24 protein-coding genes are annotated in these 23,937 nt (G+C 54.4%); 13 read left to right on the forward strand and 11 right to left on the reverse strand.

Annotation, left to right across the window (positions count from 1 at the left end):
• Positions 1-2 precede the first annotated feature (2 nt).
• Positions 3-1,460: an NADH-quinone oxidoreductase subunit NuoN gene (gene nuoN / locus F4V72_RS16485; protein ID WP_000156669.1), complete on the forward strand. Its 1,458-nt coding sequence runs from the start codon at positions 3-5 to the stop codon at positions 1,458-1,460.
• Between the two features lie 140 nt (positions 1,461-1,600).
• On the opposite strand, the gene F4V72_RS16490 is transcribed toward nuoN, so the two are convergent.
• Together F4V72_RS16490 and rbn are read right to left on the reverse strand one after the other, a co-directional pair.
• A complete protein-coding gene (locus tag F4V72_RS16490) occupies positions 1,601-2,605 on the reverse strand; it encodes a chemotaxis protein (protein WP_080168477.1) in 1,005 nt (334 codons plus the stop codon).
• Positions 2,606-2,670: 65 nt separating this feature from the next.
• Entirely contained in the window at positions 2,671-3,588 is a 918-nt protein-coding gene (gene rbn / locus F4V72_RS16495; protein ID WP_023248505.1) for a ribonuclease BN, read from the reverse strand.
• A gap of 60 nt (positions 3,589-3,648) precedes the next feature.
• Between rbn and F4V72_RS16500 the strand changes: the two genes are divergently transcribed.
• The 9 genes from F4V72_RS16500 to pmrD all read left to right on the forward strand — a co-directional run bounded on the left by F4V72_RS16500 (position 3,649) and on the right by pmrD (position 11,931).
• Positions 3,649-4,110 (forward strand): GNAT family N-acetyltransferase, encoded by a 462-nt coding sequence (locus tag F4V72_RS16500; protein WP_023248504.1) that lies wholly within the window; start codon positions 3,649-3,651, stop codon positions 4,108-4,110.
• Between the two features lie 54 nt (positions 4,111-4,164).
• On the forward strand, positions 4,165-4,470 hold the full coding sequence (elaB, locus tag F4V72_RS16505; protein ID WP_001519663.1) for a stress response protein ElaB: 306 nt from the start codon (positions 4,165-4,167) through the stop codon (positions 4,468-4,470).
• Between the two features lie 101 nt (positions 4,471-4,571).
• Positions 4,572-5,867 carry an isochorismate synthase MenF gene (gene menF, locus F4V72_RS16510; protein WP_063390650.1) on the forward strand — a complete coding sequence of 432 codons (1,296 nt, stop codon included), beginning with the start codon at positions 4,572-4,574 and terminating at the stop codon, positions 5,865-5,867.
• Positions 5,868-5,952: 85 nt separating this feature from the next.
• Complete coding sequence (gene menD / locus F4V72_RS16515) at positions 5,953-7,623, forward strand: 2-succinyl-5-enolpyruvyl-6-hydroxy-3-cyclohexene-1-carboxylic-acid synthase (protein WP_053530047.1); 1,671 nt, start codon at positions 5,953-5,955, stop codon at positions 7,621-7,623.
• On the forward strand, positions 7,620-8,378 hold the full coding sequence (menH, locus tag F4V72_RS16520; protein ID WP_136058168.1) for a 2-succinyl-6-hydroxy-2,4-cyclohexadiene-1-carboxylate synthase: 759 nt from the start codon (positions 7,620-7,622) through the stop codon (positions 8,376-8,378). Before menD ends, menH begins: the two co-directional genes overlap by 4 nt.
• Before the next feature lie 14 nt (positions 8,379-8,392).
• Positions 8,393-9,250, forward strand: coding sequence for a 1,4-dihydroxy-2-naphthoyl-CoA synthase (gene menB / locus F4V72_RS16525; protein WP_000640011.1), 858 nt, complete (start codon positions 8,393-8,395; stop codon positions 9,248-9,250).
• Entirely contained in the window at positions 9,250-10,212 is a 963-nt protein-coding gene (gene menC / locus F4V72_RS16530; RefSeq protein WP_023248500.1) for an o-succinylbenzoate synthase, read from the forward strand. Before menB ends, menC begins: the two co-directional genes overlap by 1 nt.
• On the forward strand, positions 10,209-11,576 hold the full coding sequence (menE, locus tag F4V72_RS16535) for an o-succinylbenzoate--CoA ligase (protein WP_150342475.1): 1,368 nt from the start codon (positions 10,209-10,211) through the stop codon (positions 11,574-11,576). Before menC ends, menE begins: the two co-directional genes overlap by 4 nt.
• Before the next feature lie 97 nt (positions 11,577-11,673).
• On the forward strand, positions 11,674-11,931 hold the full coding sequence (pmrD, locus tag F4V72_RS16540) for a signal transduction protein PmrD (RefSeq protein WP_023248498.1): 258 nt from the start codon (positions 11,674-11,676) through the stop codon (positions 11,929-11,931).
• On the opposite strand, the gene arnF is transcribed toward pmrD, so the two are convergent.
• Genes arnF through arnB form a run of 7 tightly spaced genes read right to left on the reverse strand, consistent with a single transcriptional unit; the run spans position 11,926 to position 19,278 of the window.
• Complete coding sequence (gene arnF, locus F4V72_RS16545; protein ID WP_000538691.1) at positions 11,926-12,303, reverse strand: 4-amino-4-deoxy-L-arabinose-phosphoundecaprenol flippase subunit ArnF; 378 nt, start codon at positions 12,301-12,303, stop codon at positions 11,926-11,928. The genes pmrD and arnF overlap by 6 nt on opposite strands.
• Entirely contained in the window at positions 12,303-12,638 is a 336-nt protein-coding gene (arnE, locus tag F4V72_RS16550) for a 4-amino-4-deoxy-L-arabinose-phosphoundecaprenol flippase subunit ArnE (RefSeq protein ID WP_023248497.1), read from the reverse strand. Before arnE ends, arnF begins: the two co-directional genes overlap by 1 nt.
• Positions 12,635-14,281: a lipid IV(A) 4-amino-4-deoxy-L-arabinosyltransferase gene (gene arnT, locus F4V72_RS16555; RefSeq protein WP_044136404.1), complete on the reverse strand. Its 1,647-nt coding sequence runs from the start codon at positions 14,279-14,281 to the stop codon at positions 12,635-12,637. Before arnT ends, arnE begins: the two co-directional genes overlap by 4 nt.
• On the reverse strand, positions 14,278-15,177 hold the full coding sequence (arnD, locus tag F4V72_RS16560) for a 4-deoxy-4-formamido-L-arabinose-phosphoundecaprenol deformylase (RefSeq protein WP_070802101.1): 900 nt from the start codon (positions 15,175-15,177) through the stop codon (positions 14,278-14,280). Before arnD ends, arnT begins: the two co-directional genes overlap by 4 nt.
• Positions 15,174-17,156 carry a bifunctional UDP-4-amino-4-deoxy-L-arabinose formyltransferase/UDP-glucuronic acid oxidase ArnA gene (gene arnA / locus F4V72_RS16565; protein ID WP_079796507.1) on the reverse strand — a complete coding sequence of 661 codons (1,983 nt, stop codon included), beginning with the start codon at positions 17,154-17,156 and terminating at the stop codon, positions 15,174-15,176. Before arnA ends, arnD begins: the two co-directional genes overlap by 4 nt.
• The gene (gene arnC / locus F4V72_RS16570; RefSeq protein ID WP_080070349.1) at positions 17,153-18,136 is read right to left on the reverse strand and encodes an undecaprenyl-phosphate 4-deoxy-4-formamido-L-arabinose transferase; all 984 of its coding nucleotides are present in this window, start codon (positions 18,134-18,136) and stop codon (positions 17,153-17,155) included. The genes arnA and arnC overlap by 4 nt, the downstream gene beginning before the upstream one ends.
• 2 nt (positions 18,137-18,138) lie before the next feature.
• On the reverse strand, positions 18,139-19,278 hold the full coding sequence (gene arnB / locus F4V72_RS16575; protein WP_053507755.1) for a UDP-4-amino-4-deoxy-L-arabinose aminotransferase: 1,140 nt from the start codon (positions 19,276-19,278) through the stop codon (positions 18,139-18,141).
• Between the two features lie 299 nt (positions 19,279-19,577).
• Between arnB and pmrG the strand changes: the two genes are divergently transcribed.
• On the forward strand, positions 19,578-20,183 hold the full coding sequence (gene pmrG, locus F4V72_RS16580; RefSeq protein ID WP_023248491.1) for a lipopolysaccharide core heptose(II)-phosphate phosphatase PmrG: 606 nt from the start codon (positions 19,578-19,580) through the stop codon (positions 20,181-20,183).
• 44 nt (positions 20,184-20,227) lie between these two features.
• On the opposite strand, the gene nudI is transcribed toward pmrG, so the two are convergent.
• Positions 20,228-20,653 carry a nucleoside triphosphatase NudI gene (gene nudI / locus F4V72_RS16585; RefSeq protein ID WP_023248490.1) on the reverse strand — a complete coding sequence of 142 codons (426 nt, stop codon included), beginning with the start codon at positions 20,651-20,653 and terminating at the stop codon, positions 20,228-20,230.
• A gap of 278 nt (positions 20,654-20,931) precedes the next feature.
• On the opposite strand from nudI, the gene F4V72_RS16590 reads away from it, so the two are divergent.
• Together F4V72_RS16590 and F4V72_RS16595 are read left to right on the forward strand one after the other, a co-directional pair.
• On the forward strand, positions 20,932-21,474 hold the full coding sequence (locus F4V72_RS16590; RefSeq protein WP_023248489.1) for a YfaZ family outer membrane protein: 543 nt from the start codon (positions 20,932-20,934) through the stop codon (positions 21,472-21,474).
• 114 nt (positions 21,475-21,588) lie between these two features.
• Positions 21,589-22,785, forward strand: a complete 1,197-nt coding sequence (locus F4V72_RS16595; protein ID WP_053530054.1) for a nicotinamide mononucleotide deamidase-related protein YfaY — start codon at positions 21,589-21,591, stop codon at positions 22,783-22,785.
• 80 nt (positions 22,786-22,865) lie between these two features.
• Here F4V72_RS16595 and F4V72_RS16600 read toward each other — a convergent pair whose 3' ends face one another.
• The gene (locus F4V72_RS16600; protein ID WP_053507752.1) at positions 22,866-23,801 is read right to left on the reverse strand and encodes an Rpn family recombination-promoting nuclease/putative transposase; all 936 of its coding nucleotides are present in this window, start codon (positions 23,799-23,801) and stop codon (positions 22,866-22,868) included.
• Positions 23,802-23,937 lie beyond the last annotated feature (136 nt).

Genomic DNA, 23,937 nt, shown 5'->3' on the forward strand with positions numbered 1-23,937 from the left:
CCATGACAATAACTCCACAACACCTGATTGCGCTGCTACCGCTGCTGATCGTCGGCTTGACGGTGGTGGTTGTGATGCTCTCCATTGCGTGGCGACGCAATCACTTCCTCAATGCCACGCTGTCGGTCATTGGGCTTAACGCTGCGCTGGTTTCGCTTTGGTTTGTCGGTCAGGCCGGGGCAATGGACGTCACGCCGCTGATGCGCGTTGACGGCTTTGCGATGCTCTACACCGGGCTGGTTCTGCTGGCGAGCCTCGCTACCTGCACCTTTGCCTACCCGTGGCTTGAAGGCTATAACGATAACCAGGAAGAGTTCTACCTGCTGGTGTTAATCGCCAGCCTGGGGGGAATTCTGCTGGCAAACGCCAACCACCTGGCGGCGCTGTTCCTCGGTATTGAACTGATCTCGCTGCCGCTGTTTGGCCTGATTGGTTATGCTTTCCGCCAGAAACGCTCTCTGGAAGCCAGTATCAAATACACCATCCTCTCCGCTGCCGCCTCGTCTTTCCTGCTGTTCGGGATGGCGTTGGTCTATGCGCAGTCCGGCAACTTGTCTTTCGAAGCGCTCGGTAAGAGCCTTGGTGATGGTATGCTGCACGAGCCGTTGCTGCTGGCGGGCTTTGGCCTGATGATTGTCGGTCTGGGCTTTAAACTCTCTCTGGTGCCGTTCCACCTGTGGACGCCAGACGTTTACCAGGGCGCGCCTGCGCCGGTTTCCACCTTCCTGGCGACAGCGAGCAAAATTGCTATCTTCGGCGTGGTGATGCGTCTGTTCCTGTATGCGCCGGTAGGCGACAGCGAAGCGGTACGTGTGGTGCTGGGCATTATCGCCTTTGCCTCTATCATCTTCGGTAACCTGATGGCGCTGAGCCAGACCAACATCAAACGTCTGCTCGGTTACTCTTCTATCTCTCACCTCGGTTATCTGCTGGTGGCGCTGATTGCCCTGCAGAGCGGCGAAATGTCGATGGAAGCGGTAGGCGTTTATCTGGCCGGTTATCTGTTCAGCAGCCTCGGTGCGTTTGGCGTGGTCAGCCTGATGTCCAGCCCGTTCCGTGGCCCGGATGCCGATTCCCTGTACTCTTATCGTGGTCTGTTCTGGCATCGTCCGGTTCTTGCTGCGGTGATGACGGTGATGATGCTGTCGTTGGCAGGTATCCCGATGACGTTGGGCTTTATCGGCAAATTCTACGTGCTGGCGGTTGGCGTTCAGGCCAGCCTGTGGTGGCTGGTCGCCGCGGTGGTGGTCGGTTCCGCGATTGGTTTGTACTACTACCTGCGCGTTGCCGTGAGTCTTTACCTGCACGCGCCGCAGCAACCGGGGCGCGACGCGCCGACAAACTGGCAATACAGCGCAGGCGGTATCGTGGTGCTGATCTCCGCGTTGCTGGTGCTGGTACTGGGCGTCTGGCCGCAGCCGTTGATTAGCCTTGTGCAGTTAGCGACGCCGTTGATGTAAGCAATAAGTAAAAACGAAAAACCCGCTTCACGAAGCGGGTTTTTTATTATCTGATGTAATGCTTTGAAATGACTATGGACTGTAGGTCGGATAAGGCGCTTGCGCCGCCATCCGGCATGTAAGGCCTCAGCGACCGGAATTTAACTTTGCAACTGTCGGCTCACCAGCGGGCCGCTGATGTTTTGCGCCGCGCGTTCCATCACTTCCTGTATCACTGAAGAGAGTTCATTGATTTCAAACTTTGCGACGTAGCCGTCGGCCTTCACCTTACGTACATGATCTTCGTTGGCGCTGCCGGAAAGGGAAGAGTGAATAACGACCGGGATCTTTTTCAGCCGTTCATCGGTTTTAATTTTACGTGTTAACGTAAAGCCATCCATCTCCGGCATCTCAAGATCTGTCAGGACCAGCGCGATTTTTTCGCTAATGGGCTTACCTTCGGTTTCCGCTTCCTGCGCCAGTTGCTGGATTTTCTCCCATGCATCCTTGCCAGTCACATGCATTTGATGCGGAATTTCCATCGCATTCAGCCCTTTTTCCAGCATCGCGCGGGCGACTTTGGAGTCTTCCGCCACAATGGCTACCGCGCCTGGGGTAATAGTAAATTTATTGGTTTTCAGATTAGTAGCGCGAAGATCGTGGCTGGAGGGCACAATATCATAAAGGATCTGTTCGACATCAAGCACCAGCGCCAGATTATTGGTCTCTTTGTCTTCGTCCAGACAGGCGATGCTGGTGATATAACGTCCGTTGACGGCTTTCTCGGCGGTATGCACCTGCTTCCAGTCAAGACGCATAATATTTTCCACCGACTCGACGGCAAATGCCTGTACGCTGCGCGCATATTCGGTGATCAGCAAAATATTCAGTCCGGTTTCCGGCTTGCAGCCCGCTACCGCAGGCAAATCAATTACCGGAATCACCTGATTCCGAATATTGACCATACCCAACAGTGGCGCTTTCATGCCTGCCGGGCGCGTAAAGGCGGGCATCGGTACGATTTCGCGCAGCTTAAATACATTGATGCCGAACAGCTCTGACTTCTGTTCATGCAGCGATGTACCAAGACGGAATAACAGCAGTTCAAAACGGTTGGACAGGGTTAAATTCGCCCTGTCATCAATATCTTTCTGGAAATTGTCCATCCTAACCTCATTATGAAAGCCTGCCTTTTTTAGTGTTATCGGCAATGAGAACAAAAAATGGAGCGCTAAACCGGGAAAACAGAAAAATCGTAAGCCAGTTCCGTCGCCGGGAAAATAGCGCGGCATTCCGCCAGTAATCGCTGACAGCCTTTATCGTCATAGCGTGAGCTAATGTGGGTCATGATCAGTCGACCGACGGCGGCTTCCCGCGCCAGCGTCGCGGTTTGACGTGTGGAGCTGTGTCCGCGAGCGTTGGCTTTCTCCTCCATTGACGCATCCAGCGTGGTTTCATGTACCATCACATCCACACCCTGCGCCAACGCGAGGGCGGCCTCGCAGGGCGCGGTATCGCCGAAAATCGCCACTGATTTCCCGGCCACGGCGGGAGCAAGGTAGTCGGCGCCATTGATCTGCCTTCCATCGGCAAGCGTGACGGTTTTTCCTGCCTTCAACGCCTGAAACAGCGGGCCGGGCGTAACGCCTGCGGCTTTTAACGCCCTGGCATTCAGCGCGCCGGGCTTGTCATGTTCAACAACGCGATATCCGTAGCACTCCAGGGGATGCTCCAGCCTGAACGCGGTCACTTTACGCAGGCCGTCGTCAAGAATATCGCCTGCGCTAATTTCTTCAATTTGCAACGGAAAATCGGTCCATGAACCGCTAAGGCGCAGCGTGGTTGCAATAAACTCACGCACGCCCTGAGGTCCGTATACGGTGAGCGGATGGGGATTACCCGCCATCGACCGGCTGCATAGCAGACCCGGCAGGCCAAACAGATGATCTCCGTGAAGATGGCTGATAAAAATGCGCTCAAGCTTACCGGGATGAAACGCGGTATTAAGCATTTGATGCTGTGTTCCTTCGCCGCAATCAAAAAGCCATACTCCCGGCTGTGTTGGATGTTGCAGATGTAATAAAATTGCCGTTACATTGCGTGAGCGCGTGGGAACGCCTGCGGACGTACCTAAAAAAATGAATTCCATCTTGTCCATACACGTTTGGTTATCGTTTAACCCAAGATTACCACAACACAGGAGCGCATCATGATTCACTGGCAGGATCTTCACCATAGCGAACTTACCGTTCCTCAACTTTACGCGTTACTCAAATTGCGCTGCGCGGTCTTTGTGGTAGAACAGCGCTGTCCTTACCTGGATGTGGATGGCGATGATTTAGTCGGCGACAATCGTCATATTCTGGGCTGGCATCAGGATGAGCTGGTGGCGTATGCGAGGATTCTGAAAAGCGATAACGAATCAGACCCGGTTGTCATTGGCCGGGTGATCGTCAGCGACGCCTGGCGAGGGGCGAAACTGGGCCAGCAATTAATGACGAAAACGCTGGAGTCCTGTGGGCGGTACTGGCCGGATAAGCCGCTATATCTGGGAGCGCAGGCGCATCTGCAACCTTTTTATGCGCGGTTTGGTTTTATTCCGGTCACCGATGTTTATGACGAAGACGGCATTCCGCACCGGGGAATGGCGCGGGAGGTTCATCAGGCATAAACCGAAACCGTTGACTATAGTTAGGAGCAGGTGTTAACACAACGGAGAATGAGAATGTCATATCAATTTGGTGAATCACGCGTTGATGATGATCTGACTTTGCTCAGCGAAACGCTGGAAGAGATTTTACGTTCCTCAGGCGATCCCGCCGATCAAAAATACATTGAGCTGAAAGCCCGCGCGGAACAAGCGCTGGAAGAGGTGAAAAACCGCGTAAGCCATGCGTCGGATAGCTATTATTACCGGGCAAAGCAGGCCGTTTACAAAGCGGATGACTACGTTCATGAAAAACCCTGGCAGGGTATTGGCGTAGGCGCGGCGGTAGGGCTGGTGCTTGGATTGCTGCTGGCGCGGCGCTAAATCCCCCCAACTGAACAGAATCGCAACCCTCCCTAAATGAGGTACTGCTTTTTTAGGGCAGTACCCCGTATAATGTGGGGTTTTTAACAGGGAGGGTCCGCGTGCATTCTATTACTACAGCGCTGGAAAATCTGACGCGTCAGCTATCGCAAGAGATACCGGCGACGCCAGGCCTTTGCGTTTTCGATGCGCCTTTCCCTTTAAACGATGCCTTTGATGCATTGAGCTGGCTGGCCAGCCAGTCATCCTTTCCCCAATTTTATTGGCAACAGCGCAATGGTGACGAAGAAGCTGCCGTTCTCGGAGCAATCACCGTATTTTCATCGCTCGATCTGGCGCAACGGTTTTTACGTCAGCACTCGCAGCCTGACCTGCGTATTTGGGGGCTGAATGCGTTCGAGCCGAAAGAGGGCTACTTATTGCTGCCGAGGCTGGAGTGGCGTCGTAGCGGTGGTACGGCGACCTTACGCTTACATCTGCATAGTGACGTTTCGCTACGCGATGATGCGCGCCAGGCGAAAGCGTTTCTTGCTTCTCTGGTCGGTATTAAGCCTGTTCCGGCGTTGCGCCTTTCGCTAACGGGCGAGCAGCACTGGCCGGATAAAGACGGTTGGGTGAAGCTGATTCAGCAGGCCACCCATACCATTGCGCAAGAGGCGTTTGATAAAGTTGTGCTGGCACGGGCCACCGACTTACAATTCTCCCGTCCGGTCAATGCCGCCGCGATGATGGCGTCCAGTCGTCGTTTAAATCTCAACTGCTACCACTTTTTTATGGCCTTTTCCGCCGATACCGCCTTTCTGGGATCATCGCCGGAACGGCTCTGGCGGCGTCGTGAAACGGCGCTGCGTACCGAAGCGCTGGCCGGGACAGTGGCGAACCATCCGGATAACCATAAAGCCTGGCAGCTTGGCGAATGGTTAATGAAAGACGATAAAAACCAGCGAGAAAATATGCTGGTTGTCGAAGACATCTGCCAGCGACTGCAAAACTGCACCCACTCGCTGGATGTGCTGCCGCCGCAGGTGCTCAGGCTGCGGAAAGTACAGCATTTGCGCCGCTGTATCTGGACGGCGCTTAATCAGGCGGACGACACGCTCTGCCTGCATCAATTACAGCCTACCGCGGCGGTTGCCGGGATCCCTCGTGAACCCGCGCGTTGTTTTATAGAACAACATGAGCCGTTCGAACGTGAATGGTATGCCGGGTCGGCAGGCTATCTCTCCACGCGGCAAAGTGAGTTTTGCGTGACGTTACGTTCAGCTAAAGTGACGGCCAATGTGGTGCGATTGTATGCCGGCGCGGGAATCGTCCGGGGGTCCGATCCGGAACAGGAATGGCAGGAAATAGATAATAAAGCGGCCGGGTTACGTACCTTATTGCAGATGGATGCGTAATGAGTCACATATTCCCGACCCATATCAATAATCCATTTTTGCAGCTCTTTATACTTAGTCCCAATGATTGATACCGGACAAACTCATGTCAGTAAGTGCATTTAACCGGCGCTGGGCGGCGGTCATTCTGGAAGCCTTAACCCGTCATGGTGTCAGGCATGTTTGTATCGCCCCTGGTTCCCGTTCCACGCCGCTCACGTTGGCGGCGGCAGAGAATCCTGCTTTTATTCACCATACGCACTTTGATGAGCGTGGGCTTGGTCATCTGGCGTTAGGTCTGGCGAAAGTCAGCAAACAGCCGGTTGCCGTTATTGTCACTTCGGGTACCGCCGTGGCGAACCTCTATCCGGCGTTGATTGAAGCGGGTCTGACGGGCGAGAAGCTTATTTTACTTACCGCCGATCGTCCGCCGGAGCTGATTGACTGCGGCGCCAACCAGGCGATCCGTCAGGCGGGGATGTTTGCCTCACACCCCTCCCAAACGCTGTCGTTGCCGCGTCCCACGCAGGATATTCCGGCACGCTGGCTGGTGTCGACCATCGACAATGCGTTCGCCATGCTTCATGCGGGCGCGCTGCACATTAACTGTCCTTTTGCCGAACCGCTGTATGGCGATATGAATGATACCGGTCTGGTCTGGCAGCAGCGTCTCGGCGACTGGTGGCAGGATGAAAAACCCTGGCTGCGCGAAGCGCGTCGACGGGAAAGCGACAAACAGCGCGACTGGTTCTTCTGGCGACAAAAACGCGGCGTCGTTGTAGCCGGGCGTATGAGCGCGGAAGAAGGCAAAAAAGTGGCGCAGTGGGCGCAGACTCTGGGCTGGCCATTAATTGGCGACGTATTGTCGCAAACCGGGCAGCCGCTGCCGTGCGCCGACCTGTGGCTCGGTAACGCCAAAGCGGTGACCGAACTGCAACAGGCGCAGATTGTCGTCCAGCTTGGCAGCAGCCTTACCGGAAAACGCTTACTGCAATGGCAGGCAACCTGCGAGCCGGAAGAGTACTGGGTAATCGACAATATTGAAGGTCGTCTGGACCCGGCGCACCATCGTGGGCGCAGACTGGTGGCGAAAATCGCCGACTGGCTGGAACTGCATCCGGCGGAAAAACGTAAACCCTGGTGTGTGGAGATTCCGCGTCTGGCGGAACTGGCGTGGCAACGGGTGGTCGCGCAGCGAGACACCTTTGGCGAAGCGCAGCTGGCGCACCGTATCCGCGACTATCTGCCGGAGCAGGGGCAATTGTTCGTGGGCAATAGTCTGGTGGTACGTCTGATCGACGCGCTGTCACAGTTGCCGGCCGGCTATCCGGTATACAGCAATCGCGGGGCGAGCGGCATTGACGGCCTGCTTTCCACGGCGGCGGGCGTGCAACGCGCCAGCGCCAAATCGACGCTTGCTATCGTCGGTGATTTATCCGCGCTGTACGATCTTAACGCGCTGGCATTACTACGTCAGGTATCCGCGCCGTTTGTGTTGATTGTGGTCAATAATAACGGCGGGCAGATCTTTTCCCTGCTGCCGACGCCGCAAAGCAAACGCGAGCGTTTTTATCTGATGCCGCAAAACGTCCATTTTGACCATGCGGCCGCCATGTTTAACCTACGCTACCATCGCCCGGAAAACTGGGAAGAACTGGAGTCGGCGCTGGCTGGCGCGTGGCGAACCCCCGCGACGACGGTGATTGAGCTGGTGGTAAACGATACGGACGGCGCGCAGACGTTGCAGCAGCTTTTGGCGCAGGTAAGCCATCTATGATTTTGCACGTGCAGAACATGCCCGGACCGTCTGGGGCACCCTGGCTGGTTTTCCTGCACGGTTTTTCTGGCGATTGCCGCGAATGGCAGCCGGTTGGTGAACAGTTTCACGGCTGTTCGCGGCTCTATATTGACTTACCGGGACATGGCGAATCTGCGGCTATTCCGGTCAGCGGATTTGCTGATGTCATCAGATTACTACGCGCCACTTTAATTAGTTACAACATACTAAAATTTTGGCTGGTGGGATACTCTCTTGGCGGCCGGGTGGCGATGATGGCGGCCTGCCAGGGAATACCTGGACTGTGCGGCCTGGTGGTCGAAGGAGGTCATCCGGGGCTGCAAAATGAACAGGCGCGCGCTGAAAGACGCTTGTCCGACGGGCGCTGGGCAGAGCGTTTTCGTCGTGAACCATTGAGTGCGGTTTTTCACGACTGGTATCAGCAGCCGGTGTTCGCCTCGCTGACGGCGCAGCAAAGGCAGGCGCTGACGGCGCTGCGTAGCCAGAATAACGGCGAAACGCTGGCTGCGATGCTGGAGGCGACATCGCTTGCCGTCCAGCCGGATTTACGCGAGGCGCTCAATGCGCTGACATTTCCGTTTTATTATTTATGTGGCGAACGCGACAGCAAATTCCGCGCCCTGGCGCAGGAAGTGGCGGCGACATGCCATATCATTCGTAACGCCGGACACAACGCGCATCGGGAAAATCCCGCTGGCGTAGTAGACAGTCTGGCTCAGATTCTGCGTCTCTGACTAAAGGACACACTATGATCTATCCTGATGAAACAATGCTTTACGCACCGGTAGAATGGCACGACTGCTCGGAGGGTTACACCGACATTCGTTATGAGAAATCCACCGACGGTATTGCAAAAATTACCATTAATCGTCCGCAGGTGCGCAATGCATTTCGTCCGTTGACCGTCAAAGAGATGATTCAGGCGCTGGCGGATGCCCGTTACGACGACAACGTGGGCGTGATTATTCTGACCGGCGAAGGCGATAAAGCGTTTTGTGCGGGCGGCGACCAGAAGGTGCGCGGCGATTACGGCGGATACCAGGATGACTCCGGCGTGCATCACCTGAACGTGCTGGACTTCCAGCGCCAGATTCGCACCTGTCCAAAACCGGTTGTCGCGATGGTCGCGGGTTATTCTATCGGCGGTGGTCATGTGCTGCACATGATGTGCGACCTGACCATCGCGGCGGAAAACGCCATCTTCGGCCAGACCGGTCCGAAAGTCGGCTCCTTTGACGGCGGATGGGGCGCTTCGTATATGGCGCGTATCGTTGGTCAGAAGAAAGCGCGTGAAATCTGGTTCCTGTGCCGCCAGTACGATGCGAAACAGGCGCTGGATATGGGGCTGGTTAATACCGTCGTTCCCCTGGCGGATCTGGAAAAAGAGACCGTGCGCTGGTGCCGCGAAATGTTGCAAAACAGTCCGATGGCGCTGCGTTGCCTGAAAGCGGCGCTGAATGCCGATTGTGACGGTCAGGCCGGGCTGCAGGAGCTGGCGGGCAACGCCACCATGCTGTTCTACATGACGGAAGAAGGGCAGGAAGGCCGTAACGCCTTTAACCAGAAGCGTCAGCCTGACTTCAGCAAATTCAAACGGAACCCATAATGCGTAGCGCGCAGATATACCGCTGGCAGATCCCCATGGACGCGGGGGTGGTTTTGCGCGACAGGCGGTTAAAAACTCGCGACGGGCTGTATGTTTGTCTGCGTGATGGCGAGCGTGAGGGGTGGGGAGAAATCTCCCCGCTTCCGGGGTTCAGTCAGGAAACGTGGGAAGAGGCGCAAACTGCGCTACTGGCATGGGTGAACGACTGGCTTCAGGGGCGCGAGGTATTACCGGAGATGCCTTCGGTCGCGTTTGGCGCAAGCTGCGCGCTGGCGGAACTGACTGGCGTATTGCCGGAGGCGGCGGACTATCGCGCTGCGCCGTTATGTACTGGCGATCCTGACGATTTGGTGCTGCGGCTTGCCGATATGCCCGGCGAGAAAATCGCCAAGGTCAAAGTGGGTCTCTATGAAGCAGTACGTGACGGCATGGTGGTTAATTTGCTGCTGGAGGCGATCCCGGATCTGCATCTGCGTCTGGATGCGAATCGCGCCTGGACGCCGCTAAAAGCCCAACAGTTCGCAAAGTATGTTAATCCGGACTACCGCGCTCGTATCGCCTTTCTCGAAGAGCCGTGTAAGACGCGGGATGATTCCCGAGCTTTTGCCCGTGAAACCGGCATCGCGATTGCCTGGGATGAAAGCCTGCGTGAGCCGGATTTTGTTTTCGAGGCCCAGGCGGGCGTCAGCGCCGTGGTGATTAAACCTATGCTGACCGGATCGCTTGATAAAGTGCGTGAGCAAGTCGCTGCCGCCCATGCGTTGGGACTGACGGCGGTCATCAGCTCTTCGATCGAGTCCAGCCTCGGCCTGACGCAACTGGCGCGGATTGCCGCCTGGCTGACGCCGGGAACGCTGCCCGGACTGGATACTTTGCATCTGATGCAGGCGCAACAGATTCGCCTCTGGCCCGGTAGCGCGTTGCCTTGTCTGAAGCGTGATGAGCTGGAACGACTGTTATGACATTAACGGACTGGCCGTGGCGCCACTGGCGTCAGGTTCGCGCTCAGGCACCCGCTCTGCGCCTGAACGATGAGGTGTTAAGCTGGCGTGTGCTCTGTGAGCGTATTGATGCGCTGGCGGGCGGGTTTGCCGCGCAGGGCGTACGGGAGGGCGACGGTGTCCTGCTGCGCGCCGGGAATCAGCCGCGCACTCTGTTGGCATGGCTTGCGCTGATGCAGTGTGGCGCGCGGGTTCTGCCCGTCAACCCGCAGTTGCCCCAGACATTGCTGGAGGCGCTGGTACCGGATTTAACGCTGCGTTTTGCGCTGACGTTGGAAGGCGAAAACGCATTTTCCGGGTTAACCGCGCTGCAGATGCGGAAAAGTACCGCGGCGTATGCCGTGGCCTGGCAACCGCAGCGCCTGGTTTCCATGACGCTGACATCGGGTTCCACAGGATTGCCAAAAGCTGCCGTACATACGAGTCAGGCACATCTTGCCAGCGCGCAGGGCGTGCTTTCGCTAATGCCGTTTGGCCCCCAGGATGACTGGCTGCTATCGCTGCCGCTGTTTCACGTATCCGGGCAGGGTATTATGTGGCGTTGGCTCTTCGCCGGGGCGCGAATGACGGTACGTGATAAGCAACCGCTGGAGCAGATGCTGGCGGGGTGTACCCATGCTTCGCTGGTGCCGACGCAACTGTGGCGGCTGCTGGCGAATCAGGCGGCGGTGACGCTGAAAGCCGTTTTGCTCGGCGGTGCGGTGATTCCGGTTGAACTCACCGACCAGGCCAGCAAACAAGGGATTCGTTGCTGGTGCGGGTATGGGCTTACAGAGTTCGCTTCTACGGTATGCGCCAGGGAGGCTGATGGTTCGGATGACGTTGGCGCGCCGCTTCCCGGCAGAGAGGTCAGAATCGTCGATAATGAAGTCTGGCTGCGCGCCGCCTGCATGGCGGAAGGCTACTGGCGTGATGGCAAACTGATCCCGTTGGTTAATGACGAGGGCTGGTTTGCCACGCGCGATCGCGGCGAGCTGAACCACGGCAGGTTAACCATCGCCGGGCGGTTGGATAACCTGTTCTTTAGCGGCGGCGAAGGCATTCAGCCGGAGGAAGTCGAACGCGTTATTAACGCGCATCCGCTGGTGCAACAAGCCTTCGTCGTGCCGGTAGAGGATAAAGAGTTTGGTCACCGTCCCGTTGCGGTCGTGGAGTATGCATCGCAGGCTGGAGAAGTGAACCTCGCTGAATGGGTTCGCGATAAGCTGGCGCGTTTTCAGCAGCCGGTTCGCTGGCTGACGTTGCCGGCAGAACTGAAAAACGGAGGGATTAAAATATCTCGCCGTGCGCTCCAGCAGTGGGTGTGTGAGATCTGTAAAAATTAATGTTAGGTTAATATACAACCATTCTATCGCTATTGCCGTTTTGTTTACCCGTTGATGTGTAGCGTGTTATGAATAATCAGCGTGAAACGGGGGCGCTATGGAATGGTTGGTTAAGAAATCGCATTATGTCAAAAAGAGGGCTCGCCATGTTCTGGTGCTGTGCGATAGTGGCGGTTCGCTAAAAATGATCGCCGAGGCGAATTCCATGATATTACTGAGTCCCGGCGATATCCTGTCGCCTTTAAAAGATGCGCAGTATTGTATCAATCGGGAAAAACACCAGACTCTAAAAATCATTGATGCTCGATGTTATTCTTGCGACGAATGGCAGCGATTGACGCGCAAGCCCTCATGATCTGGCGGGCAGAAAAATCAGCATGACCCCCGCCATAATGCACAATACGCCGAGCATCGCTTTTAGGCTGAAAGCCCCTTGCAGACCGGGTAACAGCATTGAGGCTACCCAAACAAGCACATAGCTGAGACTCAGCAGCGCATAGGCTTTGCTTAGCGCGAGCGTGTGTAAGGTTTTATGCCAGCAGAAGACGGAAACCAGATACCCCGCTAAACCGGCGAATAGCGCCAGGGTCGCGGCATTAAATGCGCCCAGCCCGGCAATAAACGCCAGTGGATGCGCTATCGATGGTAGCCGCATCATGGCGAACCCCAAACTCAACTGGGCGAGGGAGGCAATCGCGACGCTTATCAGTCCCCACATTACGCCCATTATGCCGCGCTCCCCAGAATGATAATGCCGCTGATAATCAATGCGACGCCAAACCAGTGGCGGAGCGGAACCTGCTCATGCCAGATTTTCCATGCCGCCAGCGTGACCCAGACAAAATTCAGGCTTAACATTGGGTAAGCAATCCCTACCGGCAGGGTTTGTAGCACCAGCAGCCACAACACCATCGCTGCGCCCATGCATATCAGCGCCAGGCCCAGCCACAGCATCAGGTGGCGGCGGCGTCCGCCCGCCGTCAATGGCCGTGTCGCTTGCTTCTGACAGAGCTGACCGCCAACGCTGAGCAGACTGGCAAGCACCAGAACGACGCCGATCATTTAGGCCGATACTGAATTAACACCAGACGCCCCTGATAATCAATATTGTCCGCAGGGGGAATGTCAAGAGTGCTGATGTCTTCATCTTTGGCTATTGAAAGTACCAGCGTAATAATGCCCTCCTGACGATGTTGGTTGAGCCAGGCGTTAAAATCGTCGGCTTTAACGAATTTATCCTGTACATCAGGATAGCTAAGACCATACCTGAGTTCGCCCGCGTTCCCGTAGAGCATAATATCGTCTCGTTTCAGACTCCAGGCCAGCCCGGCTGCGACGCCGACGCTGTCGGCCAGAATATAGCGGCTTGATGTCAAAGGCGCCCGGGTCATTTCGACAAAAAACTGCGGCTGTTTGGACTCCATGACCCTGTCGGGAATGGAGAAGCCGAACAACAGTGCCAGCCCCAGCGGACAAAACGCGGGTAATATGTATTTTTGGCTATGACAGAGGCTATACCAGCCCACAAACGCCCAAACAGTAAAGAAGCCCCAGACGCAAAAAACTTTATACGTTTCGATATGCGTCCAGATCGGCGATTTCAGCGGTCCCCATGAGGAGACGACAAACGTTGCGACGATCCCGATTAACCCAAACACCAGGTTGATCCCGCCGTTGACACGTAGCGCGGCGACGCCTTCTTTCACGTTATGCAGGACGAAGCGCGCCATTAGTATTGCTATCGGTGCGAAACAGGAAAGAATATAGGTGGGCAGTTTCCCTTTCGCAATACTGAATAAGAGAAACGGCATGATCGTCCATCCGAGCAAATAGAATGCGCCGTTTCGCTCGCGCCAGCCCAGTTTAAGCGCGCCAGGCAGTAACCCCAGCCACGGTAAACTTCCCGCGACTAGTACCGGCAGGTAGTACCAGAAAGGGGATTTATGCTGGGCATCGCTCATAGCAAACCGCTGGATATGCTCCACCCAGAAAAAGTAATGCCAGAAATCGGCTTCGCGTCGGGCAATGGCAAGCGCCCAGGGAAGGACAACCACAAGGCAGCTCAATACCGCCAGCCAGCCGTAAAGCAAAAAGTCTTTCCAGCGTTTCTGAACAATGACCCATGGCAACACGCTCACCACGGGTACGGCCAGGGCGAGGAAGCCTTTGGTTAGCACCCCCAGTCCGCAGGTTACGCCCAGTAACAAAAACATCCCAATCTTGCCCGTTCGGGTCGTGGCCTGCATCCCCTGCCAGAAACAGCACATACCGGCCGTAAGCCAAAGCGCGATCATCGGATCGAGCACCGCATACGTCCCGATGCTGTAAACGGCAAAGAGTGATAGAAAGATAACGGCGGCGAGCAACGCGGTACGTTTATCCCGCCATAAGCGGAACGTCAGCCACGCCACCAGCGCCGCGGCCAGCAATGTCGTTAAAATAGCGCCAGCCCGCACGCCAAAATTGGTGGCGCCAAAAAGCCACTGACCCAGACTGTTTATCCAGTAACCAGCTATCGGTTTTTCAAAATAACGTAATCCCAGAAAATGCGGCACGATCCAGTCGCCAGACGCCAGCATCTCCCGACTTATTTCGGCATAGCGCGTTTCATCCGGCTGCCAGAGCAGGCGGCTGTTGACAGGAATAACATAGTAGAGCGCGATAAACGCGGCGAAAGCCAGATAATAGCGTATCGATTTCATCATGAGACGCTCACTGCCTGTTGACACCCCAGCCAACCTTCACGGCCAGGGATGTGTCCACGTACAATTTGCCCCAACGGCAGAGTCTCAGGCGATGTCGGCAGCAGTTCGCCCAGAGGACAAAAGGTGATCCCCGCGTCGCGTGCGCGAACGAGCAGATCTTCAAACAGCGGTTGATGGACAATGCCTTCGACTTCCGCATGGATGGTGTATACCGGCGTGCCTTTGTCCTGCAACATGCGGGAGATTATCCAGGTATTGAACGACTGCGCCTGAACGGTGGGGCCGATAACCTCATCCCACGTGGGTAAGGTGACGGGGATTTGCGGCGTCCCTGTCTGGCCCGGCATCAGTAGCGGACGGAATAAGGTGGTTCCACGGCAATCGCTGTTATACCGCAGGTTGAACGGCTCCTTCGCGCGAACAACGCGCCCATCCGCTCGCCAGCCGGCTGCGGCTGAGCAGGTGACAGGTTTGCCGATAATGGTTTCAAGCGCCGTCATGCCGCGTGCGATATCTTCTTCAAGCTGGCGGATACTCCAGTGGCCGCTGTGAGTCTGCCACGCATGGTGATCCCAGGCATGTAGTCCCGTCTCATGGTATGTTGCCGCTTCACGAATAATTCCGGCATTGGCGTTGCCGATATTTTTTCCCGGCCAGGCGGTACCGGCCAGCAGGATATCCCAACCGTAGAGCGAGGCGGCGTTTGAACGTAGCATTTTCCATAAAAATCGCGGCCTTATCAGACGCCAAAGATGACGACCCATATTGTCCGGCCCGACGCTGAAGAAAAAGCTGGCCTGAACGCCGTGGCGATGCAATATCGCCAGCAGCCGGGGGACGCCTTCCCGCGTTCCCCGCAAGGTATCAACGTCAATGCGTAAACCGACTTTTGTCATGATGCGCGTTCCGCGATATCTACGCTGCGCAGGAAGAAGTCCAGCGTTTCTTCAACCGTATCACGCATCGCAATAGAGGGTTCCCAATCCAGACAGCGTTTGGCATTGTTGATACTGGGTTTCCGGTGTGCAACGTCCTGATAACCCTTGCCGTAGTAACTGCCACTTTCGACGATCTGGAAACCGGCAAACGGTGGGAAATGGCAGCGCAGCGGATGTTTATCAAAACTGTCGAGCAACAGCGTTGCCAGTTCCTGAATACTGGCTTCGTTGTCAGGATTACCGATATTAATGATTTTTCCATCGCACCGATCGCCATCATTCACAATAATGCGGAATAATGCTTCGATTCCGTCGCGAATATCGGTAAAACAGCGCTTCTGCTGGCCACCGTCGATGAGTTTGATCGGCGACCCCTCCACCAGATTCAGGATCAACTGAGTAATAGCGCGTGAACTGCCGATACGCGCCGCGTTCAGGCTATCCAGCCGCGGCCCCATCCAGTTAAAGGGACGGAAAAGCGTGAAGCGCAGCCCCTCTTTTTCGCCATAAGCCCAAATCACCCGGTCGAGAAGTTGTTTGGAAACGGAGTAAATCCAGCGAGGCTTATTCACCGGCCCGACGATCAGATTCGATTTGTCCTCGTCAAAAGAGGCGTCCGTACACATGCCGTACACTTCAGAGGTAGACGGGAAAACCACGCGTTTACGGTATTTCACGCAGTAACGGATAATCCGCAGGTTCTCTTCAAAATCGAGTTCAAAAACGCGCAGTGGGTTACGGGTATATTCAATCGGGGTAGCAATCGCTACCAGCGGCAGTATTACATCGCATTTTTTGACATGATATTCAATCCATTCTGAGTGGATGCTGATATCACCCTCCACGAAATGAAAGCGTGGGTGGAGCAGGAATCGGCTAATGGCGTTGCTGCCAATATCCATACCGTAGACGTCGTAATTCTCTTCATTCAGTAACCGTTCGGTCAAATGATTGCCGATAAAACCGTTGACGCCGAGGATGAGAACGCGAATGCGACGTTTACCGCTAGCCGCTGATGGACGGTTCAAACGTGCGCCTGCCACCAGACCAAGCGTCTGTGCAAGCTGCGAGCCCTGCACGGTAATGCCGTCTCCGACCTGGCCGGTAATAATCTCCAGCGCGCCATCGGCGCAGGCGACCCGCAGCGGAGAGACTGAAATCACCGAGCCGGGAAGCGCGCCCTGAGCATCCGGACAAATTCGGGAAGACCAGATGGTAAATTTTTGCGAGCCGCTATAGCTGAACGCGCCGGGCCAGGGGGCGGCTACTGCCCGCACCAGGTTATGCACCGTGGAAACCGGTTTGTGCCAGTCGATAAGACCATCTTCCGGCCTGCGGCGACCATAATACGTAGCGTCAGACTCACGCTGGGGAACAGAAGGTATATCGCCACATTTCATGGTGGGCAGGATGCTACCAAGCAATTGGCGCGCGGCCTGGCATAGCTTATGATGCAGGGTAATCGCAACATCGTCCTGCGCAATAGCGACGCGTTGACTGGCGACAATCTCTCCGGCGTCGGCACGTTTGACCATACGATGCAGCGTTACGCCCGTTTCGCTTTCACCGTTAACCAGAACCCAGTTTAGCGGCGCGCAGCCCCGATATTCAGGCAATAGAGAACCGTGCAGATTGAACGCGCCAGTCGGGGCGAGTTGCAGAATTTCTTCGCTTAACAGGTTGCGGTAATAGAACGAAAAAATAATATCCGGCGCAAGTTCAGCGATACGGTCGATCCAGATAGGATGATTTACGTTATCCGGCGCATAAACAGGAATCCCTAATCCTGCCGCCAGCCGGGAGACGGAGCCAAAAAAGGTGTTTTCCGCAGGATTGTCGGCATGAGTGAAAATCGCGGCAATCTCATACCCGGCATCCAGTACGGCCTGCACGCCCTGACATCCCATATCGTGATAGGCAAAAATAACGGCTTTCATTGGTGACTTTCCTCAGTAAACGGCGTGCTTTCCGGATAGATAACCTGTTGAACAAAATAGCGGGGGCGGGCGCGGACATCGTTATAAATACGACCAATATATTCGCCCAGCAGCCCCATACCGATGAATTGCGCGCCGATAAAGGTAAACAGGACGGCAAAGAGCATAAATACGCCTTCCGCCGCCCACTGCGACCCCAGCGCCAGGCGAAGTACAATGAGCAACACCGACAGGCTAAACCCGCCGATGGCGATAACGCTTCCCAGCAGGCTTAACAGGCGCAGCGGCGTCGTCGTCAGGCAGGTCACCAGGTCATACATCAGGTTAATGAGACGCATAAAACTGTATTTAGAGTCGCCAAATTCACGTTCAGCGTGATGCACCGGGATCTCAGTAGCCCGACGAGCGAAAATGTTGGCCAGAATAGGAATAAAGGTGCTGCGTTCATGGCAGCGCAACATGGTATCGATAATAGGGCGGCGATAGGCGCGTAACATACAGCCGTAATCGCCCATCGCTTTGCCCGTCGTGCGCTGGATCAGCAGATTAATGATTTTTGACGCCGATTTGCGAAACAGGCTGTCCTGTCGGTTTTGGCGCACTGTGCCTACCACATCGAACCCTTCATCGGCTTTCGCCACCAGGCGCGGGATCTCTTCCGGCGGATTTTGCAGATCGGCATCCAGCGTAATGATAAGATCGCCGCTTACATGACTAAATCCCGCCATAATCGCTGCATGTTGACCGTAGTTACGGTTGAGTAAAATAGAGATGATATGGCTACCGGCCTCCTGGGACGCCTTAACCATCAGCTCAGCCGAGCTATCGCTGCTACCATCATCTATCAATAAAATCTCCCACGCTTTGCCCAGACTCTCGCAGGCGGCGGTGGTGCGTCTTATCAGTTCCGGCAGGCTTTCCTGTTCGTTATAGACAGGAATAACCACCGAGACTTTTTTTATCGGTGCGGCGTCAAACATGTTTATTGTCCTGCTATCTGATGAAGGGCGCTAATGACCCGATCAAGGTCACTCTCGGTCATGTCGGGGAAGAGCGGCAGTGAGCAGATCCGCTCGCTGTTCCACTCGGTGTCAGGCAGCGTGAGTGTTGGGAAACGCTCGCGATAGTATTTTTGCGTATGCGCGGCGCGGAAATGCAGCCCTGTGCCGATGCCTTTCGTTTTCAGCGATGCCATCAGAGCATCCCGGGTAATGCCGCAGCGGGCTTCATCGATCCGGATAATGAATAAATGCCAGGCGTGGATATGTTCCCACGGAGGAAGGCTCAGAGGCTGAAAAGGCAGGTCTGCCATTGCCTGGTGGTACTGCGCTGCGATGGCGGCGCGACGAGCGTTAAGCGCATCCAGTTTCTGTAACTGAGCAAGCGCGATAGCGGCGTTGAGGTCGGGCAGATTATATTTGTAGCCCGGCGCCAGGACTTCCGCCTGCGGTGCGCGTCCTCCGCTCTGTCGATCCCAGGCATCAACGCCAAGCCCGTGAAACTTGAGACTGCGTAGTTTATCCGCCAATTGCGGGTTATCCGTGACGACGATACCGCCTTCAGCGCAGGTAATATTTTTAATGGCGTGGAAGGAGAAAATCGCGGTTCCCCGGGCACCAATGTGGCGACCTTTGTATCTGGTTCCTGTCGCGTGCGCCGCGTCTTCAATCACCGGAATGCCATAACGCTCGCCAAGAGCGTAAATAGCGTCCAGATCGGCAGGCGCGCCGGCGTAATGGACGGGGATAATGGCTTTGGTTCGTGGCGTAATGGCGGCTTCGATATGTTCAGGCGTGACCATCAGCGTATCGCGATCAACATCGATCATGACGGGTTTCGCGCCGAGTAAAACGATCATATTTAGCGTAGAAACCCACGTCATTGACGGTGTAATGACGTCGTCGCCTTTGCCAAGGCCCAGCGCCATCAAAACGATGTGCATACCGGCGGTGGCTGAACTGACGGCAACGGCATATTGATTGCCTGTTAGCCGACAAAATTCCGCTTCCAGTTCGTGATTTTTTGGGCCGGTTGTTATCCAACCTGAGTCCAGTACGGTCTTAACGGCAGCGAGTTCTTCCGCGCCCATCGCCGGGCGGGAGAACGGCAAAAAGTCCGACATTATTTTTCCTTCAGCCATTGAAAGCCGCTTTTCAAATATTCGGGGAATAGAAAAGGGCTTATTTTTTAACGCATTTAGCTGAACCCTACTGGATGAAGATTAAATTAACATTAAGAAATTAAGGTGAAGTAAAAATATAATTTTTAATGGGGGTATGCTTTGCTTTTGCCGAAACTTTAAGGCATTTTATACGCGCCTGGAAGCTGTTTTTATGTTTCTGGCCTGCGTCTTCCGTCATGGAATTTTATTTTAATCTTATGGCTATTAAGTTAGCTGCTCTGTCTGCCTGAGAGGTTAATGTGTTGGCATTTACCCTACGCTTTATTAAAAACAAACGCTATTTCGCGATCGTGGCGGGGGCGTTGGTTATTATCGCCGGGTTGACCTCGCAACATGCCTGGAGTGGTAACGGTCTGCCGCAGATTAACGGTAAGACGCTGGCGGCGCTGGCGAAGCAGCATCCGGTAGTGGTGTTATTTCGCCATGCCGAGCGGTGCGATCGCTCCGATAACACCTGCTTGTCAGACAGTACGGGGATTACGGTTAACGGCGCGCAGGATGCCAGATCGCTGGGTAAAGCCTTTAGTGCCGATATACAAAATTACAATCTCTATTCCAGTAATACGGTGCGTACCATCCAGTCGGCAACCTGGTTTTCCGCGGGCAGGCCGCTTACAGTGGATAAAAAAATGATGGATTGCGGCAGTGGTATTTATGCTTCAATCAAGACGTTACTGAAAAAGTCGCAGAATAAAAATATAGTTATTTTTACCCATAATCATTGTTTGACATATATTGCAGAAAATAAGCGCGGCGTAAAGTTTGAACCGGACTATCTCAATGCTCTCGTCATGCATGCGGAAAACGGAAAACTTTTTTTAGATGGCGAATTTGTTCCCGGTTAGCTGGGGTGGTAAAAACGTAAAGACAGCCTGGGGGGCTGTCGTCATTATAATAACCCTTTCAATGTTAACGTGTGGCGTGTTGCTACATTCAAATCATACAGCGCAAGTTCTTCTGGCTTGACCCAGGCGTAGTCCTGAAACTCGTCGTTAATACATATATCGCGATTGGCGGAAACACAGTCGAAGATGAGATAAATCATATAAATCTCTTCCTGTCTGCCATCAGCATACGTTTTAACGCGGATATCGTCGCGGAAGGTCCACGGCGTAATATCGCTCAGAATCAGTTGCTCGCCGAGTTCCTCCCGAATTTCCCGACGCAGCGCCTCTTCAATACGTTCGCCTGGCTCGACCCCGCCGCCCGACAGCGCCCACTGACCGGGAAAGACGCCGCGGTTGTCGGCCATTTTGCACAGCAGGTAACAGCCATCATTTTGAATCAATGGGCAAACTATAGTTCGTTGACGCATAAGTCGCTTCCTTAAACAGATAAGTCATTAGCTTAACAAATCATTCTGCGAAATTCTTTGCGAAAAATGGAAGCGATAACGCAGACTGCGTTTTTTGTTAATCTTGTTGTTGCAGGCCTCGCCATGTGATGGCGCAGTGATGCGCCACGGCGAAAGTAGTATTTCGTTACAATATGTTTTTGGAATGGTTTTTTAGTACATTGATTCCTCAGCGTCTGGCAGTACAATTCTGCCGTTTTAGGGAGTTTTTCTTTATGTGCTTGCTGGAAAGGGTAAAAATGAAAAAAAGCATATTGTTAGGTTTTGCCGGAATGCTGTTCGTTTCTGCATCGGCGCAGGCCATAAGTATTAGCGGCCAGGCGGGTGAAGATTACACCAACATTGGCGTGGGTTTCGGTACGGAATCAACGGGACTGGCGCTAAGCGGCAACTGGATGCACAATGATGATGATGGCGACGCCGCGGGCGTTGGTCTGGGGCTGAACATTCCGGTTGGACCGCTGCTGGCGACTGTCGGCGGTAAAGGTATTTATACCAATCCGAAAGACAGCGATGAAGGCTATGCGGCGGCTGTCGGCGGTGGGTTACAATGGAAAATCGGCGACAGCCTCCGTCTGTTCGGCGAGTATTATTACTCACCGGATTCGCTGTCCAGCGGTATCGACAGTTATGAAGAAGCGAACGCAGGCGCGCGCTTCACCATTATGCGCCCGCTGAGCATTGAAGCCGGTTATCGTTACCTGAATCTGGCGGGTAAAGATGGCAATCGTGATAACGCGATTGCTGATGGCCCTTACATTGGCGTCAACGCCAGCTTCTGATGCTAACGGCGCGGCAATCGTCGCGCCATATTCCTCCTTTTCCCATCATTCTTCTTTCTATATCCTGTCCGGCTTTGCGTTATAGTGTTTTCATCATAAGAGCAGGAGAACACGATGCTAAATGTGGAAATGCTATCCACCGGGGATGAGGTGTTGCACGGACAAATCGTTGACACCAATGCCGCCTGGCTGGCTGATTTTTTCTTTCATCAGGGCGTTCCGTTATCACGGCGAAATACGGTGGGCGATAATCTGGACAGTCTGGTCGCTATCTTGCGTGAACGCAGTCAACATGCTGATGTTTTGATTGTTAATGGCGGGTTAGGGCCGACCAGCGATGATTTAAGCGCGCTCGCCGCGGCAACGGCAAAAGGCGAAGAATTGGTAATGCACGAAGCGTGGCTGGCCGAAATGGAACGCTACTTTCAGCAGCGTGGTCGCGTGATGGTGCCGAGCAACCGTAAACAGGCGGAACTGCCTGCCAGCGCGGAGTTTATTAATAATCCGGTCGGCACTGCCTGTGGATTTGCGCTACAGCTCAACCGCTGCCTGATGTTTTTCACCCCCGGCGTACCATCGGAATTTAAGGTTATGGTGGAGCAGGAAATCTTACCGCGGTTACGCGCACGTTTTTCGCTGCCAGAGCCGCCGCTTTGTCTGCGGTTAACGACTTTTGGACGTTCAGAAAGCGACCTGGCGCAGCGCCTCGATTCACTGTCGTTGCCGTCCGGCGTAACGATGGGGTATCGCTCATCAATGCCGATCATTGAACTGAAGTTGACCGGCCCGGCTACGCAGCGGGAGGCGATGCTGGCGTTGTGGCCAGAGGTTAAGCGGGTTGCCGGGCAGAGCCTGATTTTTGAAGGTACGGAAAACCTGCCGGCGCAAATAGCCCGCCGTCTGCAGGAAAGGCAGCTTAGCCTGACATTGAGTGAGCAATACACCGGCGGCTTACTGGCGCTACAGCTTTGCCGTGCCGGGGCACCTGTTCTTGCCAGCGAAGTTGTTCCTTCGCAGGAAGAGACGCTGGCGCAAACGGCGCACTGGACGACAGAACGGCGCAGCAATCATTATGCCGGTCTGGCGCTGGCCGTGTCGGGACTGGAAAACGAACATCTTAATTTCGCGCTGGCGACGCCGGATGGCACCTATGCCTTACGCGTGCGTTTTGGCGCTAACCGTTATAGTCTGGCAATATGTCAGGAAGTCTGTGCGATGATGGCGCTCAATATGCTGCGCCGCTGGCTTAATGGCGAGGACATTACCAGCGAGCATGGCTGGATAGACGTGGTTGAATCATTGACGGCATAACGACTTTATCGCCTGTCGGCGATAAAAACGAAATCGCAGGCCGGATAAGGCTTATCCGGCCTGTATGTCGACATTATTTATCAATGGTTGTTAGCCGCTTCCTCGACGGAAAGCCCGGTAATGGCCAAAATCGCATCGCGATCGATACCTTTTTCCTGCATCATGCGCGCGATACGCAGCGCTTCTTCTCGCGTTCCTTGTTGTCGACCTTGCTGTAGTCCTTGCTGCAATCCTTCCTGTAGCCCATTGTGGTGGCCCTCCTGCCGCAGCCTCTCTGCAATCGTCATCAATCTCTCCTTGTGATGGGGGGAACGTTTAGCAACTTCACGGATAAAATCGCTTGCCCGGGAAGTATCGCCGTATTGTACCAGGTAATTAAACAGCGTTTGCAACTGGCTGTCATTAGCGATATCGGCAATTAAAAGTGAGGTGAGTTTGTCAACCATACTCATCCAGTCACGATCGCGGATATGTTTTTGCATCAGTTCCAGCAACGCGACGCGTCGGTGTTGCATGATTTCATCGTCTGGCGTTACCGTAATATCCACCAGAGGAAAGGTTTGCGAATAAAGTTGCCGCGCGAGCTGTGGAGAGTCAAATTCATCCAGCCAGTTAAGCGAAAATGGATAAGGACTTTGTTCGCCATGATAAAAGAGTATCGGGATGACTAAAGGCAATGTTTTATTTCCGGCATCAAGATGATATTGCATTGCGGCAGTGGCATAACGCATCAGCCGGAATGCCATATGCTGTACTGCCGTGCTCTGATGCTCTATAACACAATAAATATATCCTTCACCTTTATTGGTTTTCAGCGACCACACTATATCGGAATAATAGGCGCGAAGGTCGTCTTCAATAAAGGAGGTTGACTCCAGATTAAGCGTGGTTAAATCGCAAATTGCGCGTAATGGGGCTGGAAGGTGGCTATCAAGAAAATCCCGTGCTACCTCAGGATAAGACATCATTTTTTTAAAAATCGCATCATGGGGCGTTGAAGTGGTCGATTTGGCCATGGTAATCCGTCACCTGCAGCATAAGTTAGCATGACGGTACGCACCTAAAACGCCGGTTGCATGCGCAGAATTTCTTCTTTGCGAAAAACGATGAGAAATAAATACGCCATACTGCAACAGATACAATTTTGCGGAA

This window comes from Salmonella enterica subsp. diarizonae (genome assembly GCF_008692785.1).
GTDB lineage: Bacteria > Pseudomonadota > Gammaproteobacteria > Enterobacterales > Enterobacteriaceae > Salmonella > Salmonella diarizonae.

Excerpts from the sequence above, each read along its gene's own strand:
- nuoN (WP_000156669.1), top strand. The coding sequence starts at position 3 with ATGACAATAACTCCACAACACCTGATTGCGCTGCTACCGCTGCTGATC.
- F4V72_RS16490 (WP_080168477.1), bottom strand. The coding sequence starts at position 2,605 with ATGGACAATTTCCAGAAAGATATTGATGACAGGGCGAATTTAACCCTG.
- rbn (WP_023248505.1), bottom strand. The coding sequence starts at position 3,588 with ATGGAATTCATTTTTTTAGGTACGTCCGCAGGCGTTCCCACGCGCTCA.
- F4V72_RS16500 (WP_023248504.1), top strand. The coding sequence starts at position 3,649 with ATGATTCACTGGCAGGATCTTCACCATAGCGAACTTACCGTTCCTCAA.
- elaB (WP_001519663.1), top strand. The coding sequence starts at position 4,165 with ATGTCATATCAATTTGGTGAATCACGCGTTGATGATGATCTGACTTTG.
- menD (WP_053530047.1), top strand. The coding sequence starts at position 5,953 with ATGTCAGTAAGTGCATTTAACCGGCGCTGGGCGGCGGTCATTCTGGAA.
- menH (WP_136058168.1), top strand. The coding sequence starts at position 7,620 with ATGATTTTGCACGTGCAGAACATGCCCGGACCGTCTGGGGCACCCTGG.
- menB (WP_000640011.1), top strand. The coding sequence starts at position 8,393 with ATGATCTATCCTGATGAAACAATGCTTTACGCACCGGTAGAATGGCAC.
- menC (WP_023248500.1), top strand. The coding sequence starts at position 9,250 with ATGCGTAGCGCGCAGATATACCGCTGGCAGATCCCCATGGACGCGGGG.
- menE (WP_150342475.1), top strand. The coding sequence starts at position 10,209 with ATGACATTAACGGACTGGCCGTGGCGCCACTGGCGTCAGGTTCGCGCT.
- pmrD (WP_023248498.1), top strand. The coding sequence starts at position 11,674 with ATGGAATGGTTGGTTAAGAAATCGCATTATGTCAAAAAGAGGGCTCGC.
- arnF (WP_000538691.1), bottom strand. The coding sequence starts at position 12,303 with ATGGGCGTAATGTGGGGACTGATAAGCGTCGCGATTGCCTCCCTCGCC.
- arnE (WP_023248497.1), bottom strand. The coding sequence starts at position 12,638 with ATGATCGGCGTCGTTCTGGTGCTTGCCAGTCTGCTCAGCGTTGGCGGT.
- arnT (WP_044136404.1), bottom strand. The coding sequence starts at position 14,281 with ATGATGAAATCGATACGCTATTATCTGGCTTTCGCCGCGTTTATCGCG.
- arnD (WP_070802101.1), bottom strand. The coding sequence starts at position 15,177 with ATGACAAAAGTCGGTTTACGCATTGACGTTGATACCTTGCGGGGAACG.
- arnA (WP_079796507.1), bottom strand. The coding sequence starts at position 17,156 with ATGAAAGCCGTTATTTTTGCCTATCACGATATGGGATGTCAGGGCGTG.
- arnC (WP_080070349.1), bottom strand. The coding sequence starts at position 18,136 with ATGTTTGACGCCGCACCGATAAAAAAAGTCTCGGTGGTTATTCCTGTC.
- arnB (WP_053507755.1), bottom strand. The coding sequence starts at position 19,278 with ATGTCGGACTTTTTGCCGTTCTCCCGCCCGGCGATGGGCGCGGAAGAA.
- nudI (WP_023248490.1), bottom strand. The coding sequence starts at position 20,653 with ATGCGTCAACGAACTATAGTTTGCCCATTGATTCAAAATGATGGCTGT.
- F4V72_RS16590 (WP_023248489.1), top strand. The coding sequence starts at position 20,932 with ATGAAAAAAAGCATATTGTTAGGTTTTGCCGGAATGCTGTTCGTTTCT.
- F4V72_RS16595 (WP_053530054.1), top strand. The coding sequence starts at position 21,589 with ATGCTAAATGTGGAAATGCTATCCACCGGGGATGAGGTGTTGCACGGA.
- F4V72_RS16600 (WP_053507752.1), bottom strand. The coding sequence starts at position 23,801 with ATGGCCAAATCGACCACTTCAACGCCCCATGATGCGATTTTTAAAAAA.